Here is a 15,888-nt window from a genome sequence, read left to right as displayed (position 1 = left end):
TATCATAAAGCAAAAAGCCTTACGGAATCCCGCAAGGCTTTTTGCTTTTATAGTTTTACTCATTCTGAAAGTTCTTCTTACAACAGCTCCGGAAGCTGGAAGAGCTTCACGCTGTTGCTGCCCTTGATGAGGATGTAATGGTCGTGAGGCTGGTTCGCCTTGAGCGCTTCCTTCACTTCCTCTACATTCTGGAACTTGCGGTAGCTGCATGGAATATCCTTGAACTCATCGCCCACCAGCCATACATTCTCCAGACCGGCTGCCTGCAACTGGTCTACTACCTTCTGGTGCTCCTCGTGGCTCACTTCGCCGAGTTCGCCCATCTGTCCGAGAATCGCCATCTTATGAGGCACATCCATCACGCGGAAGTTCTCGATGGCGGCAGCCATACTCGATGGGTTGGCATTGTAGGCATCTACCACCAGCTTATTGTGCGCCGTCTCTTCCAGCTGCGAACGGTTGTTGCTTGGGATGTAGTTCTCCAGGGCATGATCTATCTGCTGAGGCTTCACATCGAAATGAAGACCGATGGTGATGGCGGCAAGCATGTTGTCGATATTGTAAGAGCCGATGAGATGAGTCTGAACCTCATGCCAGTCGAAACTCTCGGTGCGCCAGCGGAACTTCAGGAAAGGAGCGCAGGAGATGACTTCTCCCCATACATCGCAGTTTCCATCCTTGCCGTAGGTGATGAGACGGTTGATGTTGCGCTGCTCGGCCATCTGCATCAGATGCTCGTTGTCTGCATTGATGAAGACGAGGGCATCGTTGGCTGCGAGGTAATCATAGAGCTCTCCCTTGGTCTTCTTCACGCCTTCGAAACTGCCGAATCCCTGCAGGTGGGCACGGCCTACGTTGGTAATCATACCGCAGGTTGGCTCCACGTATTCCACGAGTTTTCGGATGTCACCAGGATGGGAAGCACCCATCTCTACAACGGCAATCTCGTTTTCCGGAGAGAGACGGAAGAGCGTCTTTGGTACGCCTACGTCATTATTGAAGTTGCCCTGGGTGAACATCACGTTGAACTTCTCGCCGAGAACAGCAGAGACGAGTTCCTTGGTGGTGGTCTTGCCGTTGGTTCCGGTGATTCCTACTACAGGAATATCGAAGTGGCGGCGATGCTCACGTGCTAATTCCTTGAAGGTGGTGAGGCAATCCTCTACGAGGATGTAGCGCTCGTCTCCCTCCTTGGCATACTCTTTTTCATCAACAATCACATAGGCACAGCCTTTCTCCAAAGCCATGTCGGCAAACTTGTTGCCATCAAACGATGCGCCCTTCAAAGCCAGGAAGATGCTGCCCTCTGGGCAGTCGCGGCTGTCAGTGGTAATCACTGGGTGCGCTTGGTAAATCTGATAGAGTTCTGAAATATCCATAGTCTATAACTGTTATTTTGGGTGCAAAAGTAATCTAAATTATGGACATAACAAACAATTTTCCCAAAAAATGATGGTAATCTCGAATATTCTTTCTATTTTTGCAGAAATATTCGATGAATCTTTAGAAAGTGAGGTCGGAATGGGCATCAGAGATGAAAGAGAAAAAGTGAAAGTGAGGAAGGAAAAGCTTGGTGGCTATTTCTTCAGTTTATCCCAGTTGACTTTTACGGGGACTGGGGTAGGAGGTTTCTTGCCGTTGCTGAAAGGTGAAGCTACGGTCGGTGATGTCTCTGTATTAATTTTTGGTGTTTTGGCTACAGCTGTTTTTGCAGGTATAGCTAATAAAATTTTAAAATATTGATTATATGAGTTATTTAGCATTATTTTTTCTGATTTGCTGTATCGTCGGTGGAAGTTTTTTAGCTTGGTTATATACAAAACCAGGCGAAAAATGGTTGAAAGATTTGTAAAATATTAAGCTATGGAAGTTTACAATGGACTATTGTTTTTCTTTGTGGTTGGAACAATCATAGGTGGAAGCTTTCTTGCCTGGACTTACACAAAGCCAGGTAAAAAGTGGCTTAAGGAGTTATAATCCGATGGAATATACGATCAATATCAAGGGGCGCTTGATGGATTTGAGTACCCCTCAGGTGATGGGCATCCTGAACGTTACGCCCGACAGTTTCTACTCTGGCAGTAGAAAACAGACAGAAATGGAGATAGCTCAGAGAGCTAATCAGATTATAGAAGAAGGTGGAAGTATCATTGATGTAGGCGCTTTCTCCACCCGTCCCGGTGCCGATGAAGTATCGGAAGAGGAGGAGGGAAGACGCCTGAAGTTTGCTCTCGACATCGTTCGCAGGGAGCAACCGGATGCTGCCGTCTCCGTAGATACTTATCGCCCTACCTTGGCACGTAAGTGTATCGAGGAGTGGGGAGCTGACATCATCAACGATGTCTCAGAAGGTGGAATCACTGGCATCGCCAATGTGCCGCTGGAGCAGAGACAGGAGGAATATCCTGAAATGTTCCGGGTGGTGGGCGAACTGAAGGTACCTTATATATTAATGTCGGTGCAGCCTACGCTCGAAACGATGATGAAGGGCTTTGCCAGAGAGGTACAGCAGTTGCGCGACCTGGGAGCCAAGGACATCATCCTCGACCCAGGCTTCGGTTTCGGCAAGAATCTCATCCAGAATTATCAGATTTATAATGAGATGGAGAAGTTGAACGTGATGGAACTTCCGGTTCTGGTAGGCATCTCCCGCAAGAGTATGATATACAAGCTGCTGGGTGGAGATGCTACGACATCGCTCAATGGAACTTCCGTGCTCGACACCATCGCTCTGATGAAGGGCGCCAGCATCCTCAGAGTTCACGATGTGAAAGAAGCTGCTGAGGCTGTGAAGATAATAGAAGCAATGAAGGAGGGACGCACATGATAGAATTTGGTATCAAAGACTTTCTCGATATTCTCCTGGTAGCCTCGCTGCTGTTCTATGTTTATCGTCTGATGAAGGAATCGCGCTCACTGAACATCTTCGTGGGCATCATGCTCTTCGTGCTTATCTGGCTCTTTGTGAGTCAGATTCTGGAAATGCGCCTGCTGGGTTCTATCCTGGATAAACTGGTGAGCGTGGGAGTTATTGCCCTCATCGTCATCTTTCAGGAGGATATCCGTAGATTCCTCTATGAGATAGGTTCGCAGAAAGGTATGCGCCGGCTGGTTCGCTTCTTCCACTCCAGCAAGGAGAGCCAGAAGGAGGCTAACAAGGAGACCATCATGCCGATTGTGATGGCGTGTATGAGTATGGCGAAGAAATACGTAGGTGCTCTTATCGTTATCGAGCGAGGCGTTCCACTGAAGGACATCATGGATACGGGTGAGGAGATAGACGCCAAGATTAACCAGCGGCTGATAGAGAACATCTTCTTCAAGAACTCGCCGCTTCATGATGGAGCCATGGTGGTGAGCAATAAGCGCATCATGGCAGCCGGATGTATTCTGCCTGTGAGTCATAACCTCGATATTCCGAAGGAACTGGGACTCCGCCATCGTGCCGCTCTCGGAATATCACAGAGCAGTGATGCCATCGCCGTCATTGTATCTGAGGAGACCGGACGAATCAGCGTGGCCATCAAGGGCGAGTTCAAACTTCGACTCTCTGCCGAGGAACTGGAAAGCATCCTTACTCTGGAGATGATATAAGTAAAGTGAAGAGTGAAGAACGAACAGTGAAGAATTCATCACTTTTCCTACTACGTAAACCTTTACGATATGAATAATCTCCCGATTTAGCTTTTTTTACACATTTTAATCGCTGCTATTTCAAAGAAAATGTGTACTTTTGCAAAGTCGATGTGGCAAAAAGGCGAAAAACAAGATAACATCGCCTAACACTTTGACAGATCTACTTAGGAAACAACAAAATATATAAAATATTAAAAAGTAAAATGGATTTATTACAGCAAATCGTAGCTCGCGCTAAAGCTGACAAGCAGCGCATCGTGCTCCCTGAAGCAGAAGAGGAGCGTACATTGAAAGCAGCCGATAAAGTTTTGGCTGATGATCTCGCAGACATCATCCTCATCGGTAACCCTGCCAATATTAAGAATCTCGCTGCTCAGTGGGGTCTTAACAACATCGACAAGGCTACTATCGTTGATCCACAAAACAACCCTAAGTCTGAGGAGTATGCTGAGAAGCTCGCTGAACTTCGTAAGAAGAAGGGCATGACCGTAGAGCAGGCTCGTGAACTCGTAACTAAGAACAACCTCTATCTCGGTTGTATGATTATCAAGACTGAGGGCGCTGACGGTCAGATTTCTGGTGCATTGAGCACTACTGGCGATACACTTCGTCCAGCTCTTCAGATCATCAAGTGCACTCCAGGTATCACTTGCGTAAGTGGTGCTATGTTGCTCATCTCAGACCAGAAGCAGTATGGTCAGGATGGCGTTGTAGTAATGGGTGACGTTGCTGTAACTCCAAACCCTACGGCAGACCAACTTGCTCAGATTGCCTATACTACAGCTCATACAGCTCAGTCAGTGGCAGGTATTGCTGATCCACAGATTGCCATGTTGAGTTTCTCTACAAAGGGTAGCGCAAAGGATGCTATCAACAAGGAGACTGGCAAGAGCGTTTATATCATTGACAAGGTAAAGGATGCCGTAGCTATTGCTAAGGAGAAGTTCCCAGAGCTTCATCTCGATGGTGAACTTCAGGCAGATGCAGCCCTCGTTCCTGAGGTAGCTGCCAAGAAGGCTCCAGGTTCTGACGTAGCTGGTAAAGCTAACGTGTTGGTAGTTCCAAACCTCGAGGTTGGTAACATCGGCTACAAGCTCGTTCAGCGTTTGGGTGGTGCCATCGCTATCGGTCCTATCCTCCAGGGTATTGCCCGTCCTGTTAACGATCTTTCTCGTGGTTGCTCTGTAGATGACATCTACTACATGGTAGCTATCACAGCTTGCCAGGCACAGGACGCTAAGAAGGCTTAATTCAACATTCAACATTTAACATTCAACATTTAACATTATGAAAGTATTGGTTCTGAACTGTGGTAGTTCATCTATCAAGTACAAATTATATAATATGGACGATGAGTCTGTATTGGCACAGGGTGGTGTAGAGCGTATCGGTCTTGATAACGCTTTCATCAAGGTGAAATTGCCTAACGGCGAGAAGAAGCAGATCATGCACGACATGCCTGACCACAAGGAAGGTGTGAACTTCGTGTTCAAGTGCTTGCTCGACCCAGAAATCGGCGCTATCAAGGATTTGAAAGAAATCGACGCTGTAGGACACCGTGTCGTACAGGGTGGTGACAAGTTCAAGGAGAGCGTTATCGTTGACAAGAGCGTAGAGGATGGTATCGAGGAACTTTGCGACCTCGCTCCTGTTCACAACGCAGGTCACCTGAAGGGTATCCGTGCCGTTGACTCTTTGATGCCTGGCACTCCTCAGGTTTGCGTATTCGACAACGCATTCCACAGCACAATGCCAGACTACGCTTACCTCTATGCAATTCCTTACGAATTGTACGAGAAGTATCACGTACGCCGTTATGGTTTCCACGGAACATCTCACCGTTATGTTTCTAAGCGTGTTTGCGAGATTCTCGGTCTCGACCAGAACAACTCTAAGATCATCACTTGCCACATTGGTAACGGTGGCTCTGTAGCTGCTGTATTGAATGGTAAGGTATTGGATACTTCAATGGGCTTGACTCCATTGGCAGGTCTGATGATGGGTTCACGTTGTGGTGACATCGATGCTTCTGCCGTTACCTACTTGATGGAGAAGTTGAACATGAAGCCACAGGAGATGGCTGACTTCCTGAACAAGAAGAGTGGTGTGCTCGGTATTACAGGTATTTCTTCTGATATGCGCGACATCGAAAAGGCAGCTAACGAGGGCAACGAGAAGGCTCAGTTGGCTCTCCGTATGTATGAGTATCGCATTAAGAAGTACATCGGTGCTTACACAGCTGCTATGGGTGGCGTTGACGCTATCGTATTCACAGCAGGTGTTGGTGAGAACCAGACCGACCTCCGCGAGGATTCTTGCAAGAACCTGGAGTATCTTGGCATCAAGATTAACAAGGAAGTAAATGACAAGGTTCGTGGTGAGGAAGCTATCATCTCTACTGACGACAGTAAGGTGAAGGTAGTAGTAGTTCCTACCGACGAGGAGATTGTTATCGCTCGCGATACAATGGAGTTGGTTGCTAACAAGTAATCATACGCTATATATAATAAGGTGAAGACTAGAAACATAAGTGAATGGTCTTCACCTTTTTAAATTTTTAGAATTATGAAAACAAAGATTGTAACTTTCGGAGAAATATTGCTTAGGATTTCTAAGCCTGGTTATCAACGTTTATTTCAGGGACATCATATGTTTGGCAATTATGGTGGCAGTGAGGCTAATGCAGCCATCTCTTTGGCTTATTTAGGCGATAATGTAGAGTATGTAACCCGTGTGCCATACGGTGAGATGGGTGAGGCTGCGTTGATGCATCTCAGAGAGTACGGTCTGAATGTTTCTCATGTTGTGCGTGGCGGCGAACGTCTCGGAACTTATTATTTCGAAGAAGCTGTGGCTATGCGCAATTCCCGTGTGGTTTACGACCGCAAAAATTCTTCTTTCTATACGCTGAAGCGCGGAATGGTGAAATGGGAAAAGGTGCTGGCTGATGCTGCCGTATTCCATTGCTCGGGCATCACCTGTGCTATCAGTCGTGATGCGATGGAATCAACTATGGATGCCATCAAACTTGCTGTTTCTGATGGCTTGACCATAGCCTGCGACATCAATTACCGTAAGAATCTCTGGGGATATGGCCTGGAACCTCATGACGTTCTGTTTCAGATGATGCAGTATAGCGACATCATCTTTGGTGACCAGAATGAGTGGGAGGTAGCCAGCGGTGTGCCTCATATTCCTTTCGAAGCTTTGGATGCAGACTACGAGATAGACAGGGAGGCTTATCTGGAGTATTTCCGCAAGATGCATCAGCTCTTCCCTAAGTGTAAGAAGATGCTGATGGCGGTAAGAAATCAGATTGCCAGCAGTCATCATACCTTGAGCGGCTTGCTCTATGATGCTGTAGAAGATCAGCTCTATACTACAAGAATCTATGATATTGAGCCGATTGTTGATCCGATGGGTGTAGGTGATGCCTTTATTGCTGCCTATATTCATGCCCATCAGAAGTGGGGCGACAAGAACCAGTATTGCCTGGATTTCTCACTGTCAGCAAGCGCAATAAAAAATACGGTTCCGGGTGATCAGAATCTGGTTACAGAAGAGGAAATCATCAATAACATGACTTCTTCAGGAGGACGTATACAGAGATAGTTAAGAGTTGATAGTTAAGAGTTGATAGTTAATAGTTTATAGGGCAATCTTGCTTAAAGCGGTTCCTGCTATAAACTATCAACTATCAACTATAAATTATATTTACGGTTGGCTTTCGCCTTCCACATATTCTTCCATAAACATGTGTTCGCCATCAAACACGGCATAGGTGAACTGCCATATCCAGTCGCCCAGAATCATCAGTCGGGTCTTTTTGCTCAACATCAGATCCAGTTCGATGTGGCGATGGCCGAACATGAAGTAATCTATATCCTTGTGGCCTTGCATATACTGTTTGGCAAAGCGCACCAGAAACTCCTTCTTTTCGCCCATATAAGGCTCTTCCTTTCCGTCAGCACGTTTCAGTCGGCTATGCTTAGCCCAGTTCAGCCCCAAAGCCATTCCCCAGCGAGGATGAATCGCATTAAGGAGGCGTTGGCAGGTATGGTTCTGGAACATTCTTTTCAGAAACTTGAATTTCTTGTCTGGGTCACCCAGTCCGTCTCCATGTGCCAGATAGAATACTTTATCGTATATCTCTACGGTCTGAGGCTTGTAATGTACGGTAACGCCACACTCTTCCTCCAGGTAGCCATAGGTCCAGAGATCGTGGTTACCCGTAAAGAAATGTACTTCCACTCCCATATCGGTCAACTCCGAGAGCTTACCTAAGAAGCGTGTATAGCCTTTTGGTACGACATATTTATATTCGTTCCAGAAGTCAAACATGTCACCCAGGAGATAAACTGCCGCAGCCTTCGTCTTGATGCTGTCCAGGAAACGGACCAGGCGGCGTTCTTGCATGCGGGCATGCGGAATGGCTAATGAGCCAAGGTGCGCATCTGAGAGAAAATATACATTTTTCATAAGCGATTCTATTTAAATGAAGAGTGAAGAATGAAGAGTGAAGAATTCAACGGCTTTGTCTTTATTCAAAGCCGAGTTCTACGCGAGCTTCCTCGCTCATCATACTCTGATCCCAAGCCGGTTCGAATACAAGGTTCACATTGGCAGATTTTACGCCTTCCACGCTGTCTACCTTGCTTCTTACATCCTCCAGAATGAAGTCGGCAGCAGGGCATGAAGGGGCTGTGAAGGTCATGTCGAGATCTACGGTGGCATCGTCTTTCACATCTATTTTGTAAATCATACCGAGGTCCCAGATGTTGACAGGAATCTCAGGGTCGTAAACGGTCTTAAGCACATCTACGATCTTTTCTTCTATCTTTGTCTTTTCTTCTTGTGTCATAATAATCTTTGTTTTTGCCTACAAAGATAATAATTATTGCAGACAAAACAAAAAGAAAAGCTGTTTTTTTCTTGCAGAAGGTCTAATATACCCCAAATAGACTACAATTTACCTTTATCGTGATATGAATAAAAGGCACCATCGGTTATGATGACATGGTCCATAAAGAAGAGACGCATGATTTCACAGGCTTTGGCAATCTTCTGGGTAAGTACATCATCGGCTTTGCTTGGCTGAGGATTGTTGCTGGGATGATTGTGACAGAAGGCGATAATGGTAGCGTTGTTGAGCACCGCTTCTTTTATGATGAGCCGGATGTCGGTTGCCGTTTCTGTAATGCCGCCTTTTGAGATGCAGCTCGCTTTGATGAGCTTGAAGTTCTGGTTCATCATCAGGAGCCATGCTTCCTCTGTATCTAAATCCTGCATCTTCGGAAGCATATAGTTGTAGATGGCAAGGGATGAGCCTAAGTCGGGACGTGTGCCAATCTTATCGAGAGCACGGCGCTTGCCCAGTTCGCAGGCTGCAAGAATGGTGATGGCTTTTGCGGGTCCCATTCCTTTATATTGTGTCAGTTCTCTGATGGACTTCTTTCCTAGCTGGTTCAGGTTGTTGTCGCAATCCTTCAGAATGCGTTTCATCAGGTCTACGGCACTTTCGTCAGTAGATCCCGAACCAATCAGAATACCTAAGAGCTCGGCATTGGATAAAGCTGAGGCTCCCAAGCGCTCCAGTTTCTCGCGAGGCTTGTCTTCTTCTGCCCAATTGGCAATGGTTAGTTTCTCTGCCATAATAATAACTGATTAGTAGATTATTATTGGCTTCTCTTTTGGCGGGGAAGTCTTATTTGTAGAAAGTCTTGTTGTATGCGCTGAATTCGCTCTGTCTCAGTACGCATCTCTTCCACCATGCAGAAAGAAATCCGCATCCGTAACCCATCAGCTGTGTGAAAGCAGCGCGAATGCTCAGCAAGCCTATCTTCACGCTGTGATTCTCTCTGCTGCTGTCGATAAACAGTGCGATGGTATAGAGAATGATGCCGGCGAGACCGATGCTGCCCAATGCTGCCATCGCATTGCCCAAGGTTGGGAATACGTGAACGGTGCCAAGCATGTATGGCAGGAAGCCGAAGAAGAGTAGAAGCAGCGTGCCTATTACACCCACGGTGAAGACCATAGGGAGGAGATGCACGAGTTTGAGACTCTCTGGATATTTCTTGTAGAGATTGATGCGGGCGATGCCACTGTTGTAGACCTGTCGCCAGAACTTGCGGAAGTCGGTGCGGCGCTTATGCCATACCCATGCTTCAGGGAACAGACGACAACGGCAGTCTGCCTTGAAGATACGGATAGAGAAATCAATGTCCTCACCGAAACGCATATTGGAAAAGCCATTCAACCTGAGATAAACATCCCTACGGATGCCCATGTTGAATGAACGGGGATAGAACTTATCCATCTTCTTCTTTCCGCCACGGATGCCACCGGTGGTGAAGAAAGAAGTCATGGAATAAGAAATGGCTTTCTGAGTATCTGTAAATGATGAGTGCGCCTTGTCGGGACCGCCGAAAGCATCGGCTGGCTCACGGCTCAACTCATCACTTACAGCCTTCAGATAACCTTCTGGCAAGACCACGTCGCTATCGAGTATCAGAAGATACTCACCCTTGGCGCGCTCGGCACCATAGTTGCGACTCTGGCCCGGACCAGAGTTCTCCTTATAGTAATAATGTATATCCATCATGTGCTCATATCGTTTGCACACCTCCTCGCAGGGAGTCTGTGAGCCATCCTCAACGATGACAACTTCGAAGTCTTTCTCTGATTGATGAGTCAGACTCTCTAAAAGTTCGTCCACTTCGTCAGGACGATTAAATACAGGTACTATGATGGAATATTTCATTCTTCTTACTATTAAGGGTTAGTTTTACTCAATAAGAGCACAATCTTCCTGTTGGAGGATGTATTACTCGCTTACACGACCGAGGTAGCTACCGTCACGGGTGTCGATCTGGATAGTCTCGCCTTCGTTGACGAACAAAGGAACACGAACCTCAGCACCAGTCTCCAATGTAGCAGGCTTTGTAGCGTTGGTAGCAGTATTACCCTTTACACCTGGCTCAGAGTGAGTAATCTTCAAAGTAGTCTTCACTGGCATTTCAGCCAAGAGGATAGTACCATCAGTTGTATCAGTAACCACCTCAACAACGTCACCCTCCTTCATGTACTGGCCACCAGTAACGTTCTCCTTAGCGATAGGCACCTGCTCGAAAGTCTCCTGGTTCATGAAGATGCAACCAGTAGCGTCCTCGTAGAGGTACTGGTAAGGACGGCGCTCAACGCGAACATCCTCCAATTTGAAACCTACCTGGAATGTACGTTCCAATACACGACCGTCGGCAACATTCTTCAATTTTGTGTTCATTACGGTGTTACCTTTACCTGGCTTTCTGTGCTGAAAGTCGATGCAAACCCATACTTTGCCATCCATGCGGATGCAAGTACCAATCTTAATTTCCTGTGAATTAATCATTTCTTGTTTATCTTGAATGTTATTATAATAATCTCAAAATCGAGTGCAAAGTTACGGCAAAAACATGAAAAATCAAAGGAAATATCGAAAAAAACATAAATATTTAAGCTAAATTTGGTAGTTTTCTTGGTTATTTCAGAAAATATGCGTAATTTTGCAGCCCAAAAAGGGCGTGTTTTGCACTTTTGTGAAGAATATTAATTAAAAAATAAATAAGAAAAATGAAAAGAACATTTCAGCCTCACAATCGTCGTCGCGTAAACAAGCATGGTTTCCGTGAGCGTATGGCAACAAAGAATGGTCGTCGCGTATTGGCTTCTCGCCGTGCTCATGGCCGTAAGAAGTTAACTGTATCTGACGAGCACCACGGAAAGTAATTCCGAGGAAAGATTCGTCTGTTGACGATGACATTAAAAGCAGCAAGGATGTATTCTTTGCTGCTTTTTGTTGTTTATAACGCCCCTTTCTTTTCTGAGATTGCTCTTTTGGGAACAAAGATGTTTTGTTTTTATATCATAAAATAGGTGGTGAGAGTGCAAAAACTTTCCTTTTTATTTTGTTCTTCCCCCAAATACTTGTATCTTTGCACCAAAAAATAATATATGACTTCATCAGAGTTTATAAATAAGTTTAAGAGTAAGTACCTTTGGGGGAATATCGGTGCCATGATTCTGGTGCTGGTGTTGCTCTGTGTCGGTGTCAAGTACGGCATCGATATCTATACCCATCATGGTGAGGCCATCCGTGTGCCGGATATTCGATATAAGAATATCGATGATGCTACACATATCCTCGACGATGCGGGATTGGAAATTGTTGTAACGGATACGGGATATGTCCGCTCTTTGCCGCCTGATGTCATTCTGGAGCAGACTCCGGTTTTCGGAGAAGTGGTAAAGTCGGGACATGTTATCTATGTTACCATCAATTCTGATCATTCTCCACGTATCACCATTCCTGATGTCATTGACAACAGTTCGTTGCGAGAGGCAATGGCTAAACTTACTGCTATGGGATTCAAACTGGGTACACCTGAATATATTCCTGGCGAAGAGGATTGGGTTTATGGTATCCTCGTTAAGGGTAAGCATGTTGTAGCTGGTGATAAGGTTTCTATCGATGATGTGCTTGTCATACAGGTTGGCAATGGTAAACGGAGCGTTGATGATTCTATCGATGTGGTAGATCCGGTTTATCACGGCGAAGAAGATGTGATGGAAGGCGAAGGTGACATGAGCGGAGAAACTCATGAAGACAACTTCGAGGTGGTTCCTGGTACGGAAGCCACAGAGCCTGCTCCTTCGCATGAGCACCATCAGAAGGAAGTGGTGGAGTAGGAGAAATGAAAAGTGAAGAGTGAAGAATTCAATAGTAATACGAATGATATTTTTAGATTATATATATAATAAGGTATATGCTCCTGTAGAGGATGACTTCGGTTTTGATGATGCAGGAGATATGGACGAACTGGATGATGAACTCCAGATGGAGGAAGGAAACGCTGCTTCTGGTGAAGGAGGAGATGAACTCTATGAGCACTGGAAGGTTCAGGTGGATGCCAACCAGGATCCGGTTCGCATCGATAAATACCTGGCTGATAAGATGGCCTATCAGAGCCGTAACCGTATTCAGCAGGCTGCTGATGCCGGATTCATCCATGTCAATGGTAAACCGGTAAAGAGCAACTATAAGGTGCGCCCTAATGATCTGGTTACTCTGATGCTCGACCGTCCTCGTCACGAAACGAGTATCAAACCTGAAGAAATCGCTATCAATGTGGTTTATGAAGACGATCAGCTGATGGTGGTCAACAAGGAAGCAGGTATGGTGGTGCATCCGGGTGCGGGCAACTTTCATGGAACCTTGATTCAGGCGGTAGCCTGGCATTTAAGGGATATGCCTGAGTTTGATGCCAATGATCCGGAAGTGGGCTTGGTGCATCGCATCGATAAAGATACCAGCGGACTGCTCGTTGTGGCAAAAACTCCTACGGCAAAGACCGCACTGGGTAAGCAGTTCTTCAACAAGACTACCCATCGCAGTTATAATGCGCTCGTTTGGGGCAACATTGTAGAAGATGAAGGTCGCATAGAAGGCAATATCGGTCGTGATCCGAAGAACCGCCTCCGTATGAAGGTCTTCGATCCGGACAGCGGAATAGGCAAGACGGCGGTTACGCATTACAAGGTGTTGGAGCGTTTCGGTTATACCACCTTGGTGCAGTGTGTGCTTGAAACGGGCCGTACCCATCAGATTCGTGCTCACATGAAGCATATCGGTCATCCGCTCTTTATGGACGAAACGTATGGCGGAACAGAGATTCTGAGAGGTCAGCGCAGTAGCAGCTACAAGGCATTTATCCAGAACTGCTTCAAACTCTGTCCGCGTCAGGCTCTCCATGCCAAGACACTCGGCTTCGTGCATCCTACAACCAAGCAGCAGATGGATTTTGACAGTGAGTGGCCAAATGATTTTAGACAATTAATAGAAAAGTGGCGCAGCTTCATCGCTGGCACCACACAAGATACATTCAAAAATATTTAGTAATTATGGAAAATAGCAAGAGAACGATAGCCATCGTATGTGGTGGTGATTCTTCTGAGCACGACGTATCATTGCGCTCAGGACAGGGTTTGTACTCTTTCTTTGATAAAGAGCGCTACAATATTTATCTCGTCGATGTGAAGGGCACCGACTGGCATGTCGCTTTGGATAATGGTGAGACTATCGAGATTGACAAGAACGATTTTTCTTTCGTTATGAACGGCAAGCATGTCTATTTCGATTATGCTTATATCACCATCCACGGACAGCCTGGTGAGAATGGTGTGATGCAGGGCTACTTCGACCTCATCCATCTGCCATACTCTACAAGCGGTGTTCTGGTAGAGGCAATGACTTTTGATAAGTATGTGCTCAATAATTATCTGCGCGGTTTCGGTATAAACGTAGCAGACAGTATCTTGCTCCGTCGCGGTGAAGCTTATGATGAAGAAGAGATTGCCAAGCGTATCGGTATGCCTTGTTTCGTAAAGCCTGCTGCTGACGGCAGTAGCTTTGGTGTGAGCAAGGTAAAGAATGCTGACCAGCTGGCTCCAGCCCTCCGTGTGGCTTTCATGGAGAGCAATGAGGTAATGATCGAGGGCTTCCTTGATGGTACCGAGATTTCACAGGGCATCTACAAGACAGCAGAGAAGACTGTTGTACTGCCAGCTACAGAGGTGGTTACCACCAACGAGTTCTTCGATTACGATGCCAAGTATAACGGTCAGGTACAGGAAATCACTCCAGCCCGTCTCTCTCCAGAGACTGCAGAAGAGGTTGCCAAGACCACATCACGCATCTACGATATTCTTCATGCCAACGGTATCATCCGTATCGACTATATCATCTCTAAGGATAAGGATGGTAAAGACAAGGTGAACATGCTGGAGATCAATACCACTCCAGGTATGACCGTTACCAGTTTCATTCCTCAGCAGGTTCGTGCAGCAGGTCTTGATATCAAGGATGTGCTCAGCGAAATTGTGGAGAATCAGTTCTAGAATAACAAACTCATATATGGTTCTGCGATTTTTTCGCAGAGCCATATATATTAATAGGTATATATTATGAATATCCCTCAAGAATTTGATACCATCCGTCCTTGGGAGCCTGAAGATCTCCCAGAGGTATTCGACCGTTTGCTTTCAAACGATCAGTTTAAACAAGTGCTTGCCTATCTCTATCCACAAGTACCTTTCGAGATGATTGCCCAGAAGTTGAAGGCATGTAAGACCAATCTGGATTTCCAGTTGGCTTTTGCTTACGATTTTGTTCATGGCATTCTGAAGAAGGCAGCAACAGGCTGCGAGATGGATTGCACATCGCTCGATAATACCCGTAATTATACTTTCATCAGTAATCACCGTGATATCGTGCTCGATTCAGCCATCCTCGATGTCCTTCTTATCGATAACGGTTTTAAGACCACCTGTGAGATTGCCATCGGTGATAATCTCCTTTCTCTTCCTTGGGTCAAGGACCTGGTACGTGTCAACAAGGCGTTTATCGTAGAGCGTGCCCTGAGTATGCGACAGATGCTGATGTCGAGCAAGCGTCTTTCTGACTATATGCATTTCGCCATCAAGGAGAAGAACGAGAACATCTGGATAGCCCAGCGCGAGGGTAGGGCCAAGGACAGTAATGACCGCACCCAGAAGAGTATTCTGCAGATGATGTCGATGGGCGGTGAGGGCAGCATTATCAACCGCCTGAAACAACTTCATCTCGTACCGCTCTCTATCAGTTACGAATATGATCCATGCGATTTTCTGAAGGCAAAGGAGTTCCAGCAGAAGCGCGATAATGCCGATTGGAAGAAGGGACCTATGGATGACCTGGTAAGCATGCAGACCGGTATCTTCGGTTATAAGGGTCATGTGCATTACCATGCAGCTCCATGTCTTGATGATTATCTGGACAGTCTTGATCCTGATATGCCTAAGCAGGATATATATAATAAGGTAGCCGCATACATGGATGAGCAGATATTCAAGAACTACCGCCTCTATCCGGGCAACTATGTGGCTCTTGATTTGCTTGAAAACTCAACTGCTCATCAGGCTGAATATACTGCCGAAGATAAGGTAAAATTTGAAAAATATATGGCTGGTCAGCTTGCGAAAATTGACCTTCCAAATAAGGATGAAGCTTACTTGAGAGAGAGAATTCTCGAGATGTATGCCAATCCTGTACGTAATTACCTTGCTGCTAAATAGCGGCAAGGTAATACTTTTTTGCTCCGAGTTAACAAAACATACATATATAATAAGTGTAAGGAAAACACAGAATTTTAATAAATCTTTAGTATTTATCGG

At 45.9% G+C, this 15,888-nt stretch carries 17 protein-coding genes; 11 read left to right on the top strand and 6 right to left on the bottom strand.

From position 1 onward, the window contains the following. Positions 1–77 precede the first annotated feature (77 nt). A complete protein-coding gene (locus tag NNC77_RS06135) occupies positions 78–1,379 on the bottom strand; it encodes a UDP-N-acetylmuramoyl-tripeptide--D-alanyl-D-alanine ligase (RefSeq protein WP_254970243.1) in 1,302 nt (433 codons plus the stop codon). A gap of 70 nt (positions 1,380–1,449) precedes the next feature. Between NNC77_RS06135 and NNC77_RS06130 the strand changes: the two genes are divergently transcribed. The 6 genes from NNC77_RS06130 to NNC77_RS06105 all read left to right on the top strand — a co-directional run bounded on the left by NNC77_RS06130 (position 1,450) and on the right by NNC77_RS06105 (position 7,248). After that, a complete protein-coding gene (locus NNC77_RS06130) occupies positions 1,450–1,743 on the top strand; it encodes a hypothetical protein (RefSeq protein WP_117694671.1) in 294 nt (97 codons plus the stop codon). A 238-nt stretch (positions 1,744–1,981) separates the two neighbouring features. Then, positions 1,982–2,827 carry a dihydropteroate synthase gene (folP, locus tag NNC77_RS06125; protein ID WP_117694669.1) on the top strand — a complete coding sequence of 282 codons (846 nt, stop codon included), beginning with the start codon at positions 1,982–1,984 and terminating at the stop codon, positions 2,825–2,827. Continuing rightward, positions 2,824–3,594 carry a diadenylate cyclase CdaA gene (gene cdaA / locus NNC77_RS06120; protein ID WP_006847577.1) on the top strand — a complete coding sequence of 257 codons (771 nt, stop codon included), beginning with the start codon at positions 2,824–2,826 and terminating at the stop codon, positions 3,592–3,594. Before folP ends, cdaA begins: the two co-directional genes overlap by 4 nt. 245 nt (positions 3,595–3,839) lie before the next feature. Then, complete coding sequence (gene pta / locus NNC77_RS06115) at positions 3,840–4,886, top strand: phosphate acetyltransferase (RefSeq protein WP_254970244.1); 1,047 nt, start codon at positions 3,840–3,842, stop codon at positions 4,884–4,886. Positions 4,887–4,923: 37 nt separating this feature from the next. Beyond that, positions 4,924–6,126 (top strand): acetate kinase, encoded by a 1,203-nt coding sequence (locus NNC77_RS06110; RefSeq protein ID WP_118079873.1) that lies wholly within the window; start codon positions 4,924–4,926, stop codon positions 6,124–6,126. Between the two features lie 75 nt (positions 6,127–6,201). Next, entirely contained in the window at positions 6,202–7,248 is a 1,047-nt protein-coding gene (locus NNC77_RS06105; protein ID WP_200756859.1) for a sugar kinase, read from the top strand. Between the two features lie 102 nt (positions 7,249–7,350). On the opposite strand, the gene NNC77_RS06100 is transcribed toward NNC77_RS06105, so the two are convergent. The 5 genes from NNC77_RS06100 to efp form a co-directional block, all read right to left on the bottom strand. Continuing rightward, the gene (locus tag NNC77_RS06100) at positions 7,351–8,115 is read right to left on the bottom strand and encodes a UDP-2,3-diacylglucosamine diphosphatase (protein WP_117587524.1); all 765 of its coding nucleotides are present in this window, start codon (positions 8,113–8,115) and stop codon (positions 7,351–7,353) included. A 61-nt stretch (positions 8,116–8,176) separates the two neighbouring features. Further along, a complete protein-coding gene (locus NNC77_RS06095) occupies positions 8,177–8,497 on the bottom strand; it encodes a metal-sulfur cluster assembly factor (RefSeq protein ID WP_006847572.1) in 321 nt (106 codons plus the stop codon). Between the two features lie 101 nt (positions 8,498–8,598). Next, positions 8,599–9,288, bottom strand: coding sequence for a RadC family protein (radC, locus tag NNC77_RS06090; RefSeq protein WP_006847571.1), 690 nt, complete (start codon positions 9,286–9,288; stop codon positions 8,599–8,601). A 52-nt stretch (positions 9,289–9,340) separates the two neighbouring features. After that, entirely contained in the window at positions 9,341–10,399 is a 1,059-nt protein-coding gene (locus NNC77_RS06085) for a glycosyltransferase (protein WP_254970245.1), read from the bottom strand. 63 nt (positions 10,400–10,462) lie between these two features. Then, positions 10,463–11,029, bottom strand: coding sequence for an elongation factor P (gene efp, locus NNC77_RS06080; protein WP_022121096.1), 567 nt, complete (start codon positions 11,027–11,029; stop codon positions 10,463–10,465). Between the two features lie 221 nt (positions 11,030–11,250). Between efp and rpmH the strand changes: the two genes are divergently transcribed. From rpmH to NNC77_RS06055, 5 genes are all read left to right on the top strand, one after another. Next, complete coding sequence (gene rpmH / locus NNC77_RS06075) at positions 11,251–11,406, top strand: 50S ribosomal protein L34 (protein ID WP_004351099.1); 156 nt, start codon at positions 11,251–11,253, stop codon at positions 11,404–11,406. 225 nt (positions 11,407–11,631) lie between these two features. Then, complete coding sequence (locus tag NNC77_RS06070; protein WP_006847567.1) at positions 11,632–12,366, top strand: PASTA domain-containing protein; 735 nt, start codon at positions 11,632–11,634, stop codon at positions 12,364–12,366. A gap of 148 nt (positions 12,367–12,514) precedes the next feature. Continuing rightward, positions 12,515–13,573, top strand: coding sequence for an RluA family pseudouridine synthase (locus NNC77_RS06065; protein WP_254970264.1), 1,059 nt, complete (start codon positions 12,515–12,517; stop codon positions 13,571–13,573). Positions 13,574–13,578: 5 nt separating this feature from the next. Then, positions 13,579–14,574, top strand: coding sequence for a D-alanine--D-alanine ligase (locus tag NNC77_RS06060; protein ID WP_006847565.1), 996 nt, complete (start codon positions 13,579–13,581; stop codon positions 14,572–14,574). A 66-nt stretch (positions 14,575–14,640) separates the two neighbouring features. Further along, complete coding sequence (locus NNC77_RS06055) at positions 14,641–15,789, top strand: 1-acyl-sn-glycerol-3-phosphate acyltransferase (RefSeq protein ID WP_254970246.1); 1,149 nt, start codon at positions 14,641–14,643, stop codon at positions 15,787–15,789. Positions 15,790–15,888 lie beyond the last annotated feature (99 nt).

The sequence above is a fragment of the Segatella copri genome, from assembly GCF_024330485.1.
GTDB lineage: Bacteria > Bacteroidota > Bacteroidia > Bacteroidales > Bacteroidaceae > Prevotella > Prevotella copri_L.
Note: the sequence above shows the minus strand (reverse complement) of the source record. Positions and strands in the feature narration are given on the sequence as shown.

Coding starts and splice junctions, on each gene's coding strand:
- NNC77_RS06110 (WP_118079873.1), top strand. CDS start 4,924: ATGAAAGTATTGGTTCTGAACTGTGGTAGTTCATCTATCAAGTACAAA.
- NNC77_RS06135 (WP_254970243.1), bottom strand. CDS start 1,379: ATGGATATTTCAGAACTCTATCAGATTTACCAAGCGCACCCAGTGATT.
- cdaA (WP_006847577.1), top strand. CDS start 2,824: ATGATAGAATTTGGTATCAAAGACTTTCTCGATATTCTCCTGGTAGCC.
- NNC77_RS06085 (WP_254970245.1), bottom strand. CDS start 10,399: ATGAAATATTCCATCATAGTACCTGTATTTAATCGTCCTGACGAAGTG.
- folP (WP_117694669.1), top strand. CDS start 1,982: ATGGAATATACGATCAATATCAAGGGGCGCTTGATGGATTTGAGTACC.
- efp (WP_022121096.1), bottom strand. CDS start 11,029: ATGATTAATTCACAGGAAATTAAGATTGGTACTTGCATCCGCATGGAT.
- NNC77_RS06070 (WP_006847567.1), top strand. CDS start 11,632: ATGACTTCATCAGAGTTTATAAATAAGTTTAAGAGTAAGTACCTTTGG.
- NNC77_RS06095 (WP_006847572.1), bottom strand. CDS start 8,497: ATGACACAAGAAGAAAAGACAAAGATAGAAGAAAAGATCGTAGATGTG.
- NNC77_RS06060 (WP_006847565.1), top strand. CDS start 13,579: ATGGAAAATAGCAAGAGAACGATAGCCATCGTATGTGGTGGTGATTCT.
- NNC77_RS06065 (WP_254970264.1), top strand. CDS start 12,515: ATGGAGGAAGGAAACGCTGCTTCTGGTGAAGGAGGAGATGAACTCTAT.
- NNC77_RS06055 (WP_254970246.1), top strand. CDS start 14,641: ATGAATATCCCTCAAGAATTTGATACCATCCGTCCTTGGGAGCCTGAA.
- rpmH (WP_004351099.1), top strand. CDS start 11,251: ATGAAAAGAACATTTCAGCCTCACAATCGTCGTCGCGTAAACAAGCAT.
- NNC77_RS06130 (WP_117694671.1), top strand. CDS start 1,450: ATGATGGTAATCTCGAATATTCTTTCTATTTTTGCAGAAATATTCGAT.
- radC (WP_006847571.1), bottom strand. CDS start 9,288: ATGGCAGAGAAACTAACCATTGCCAATTGGGCAGAAGAAGACAAGCCT.
- NNC77_RS06100 (WP_117587524.1), bottom strand. CDS start 8,115: ATGAAAAATGTATATTTTCTCTCAGATGCGCACCTTGGCTCATTAGCC.
- NNC77_RS06105 (WP_200756859.1), top strand. CDS start 6,202: ATGAAAACAAAGATTGTAACTTTCGGAGAAATATTGCTTAGGATTTCT.
- pta (WP_254970244.1), top strand. CDS start 3,840: ATGGATTTATTACAGCAAATCGTAGCTCGCGCTAAAGCTGACAAGCAG.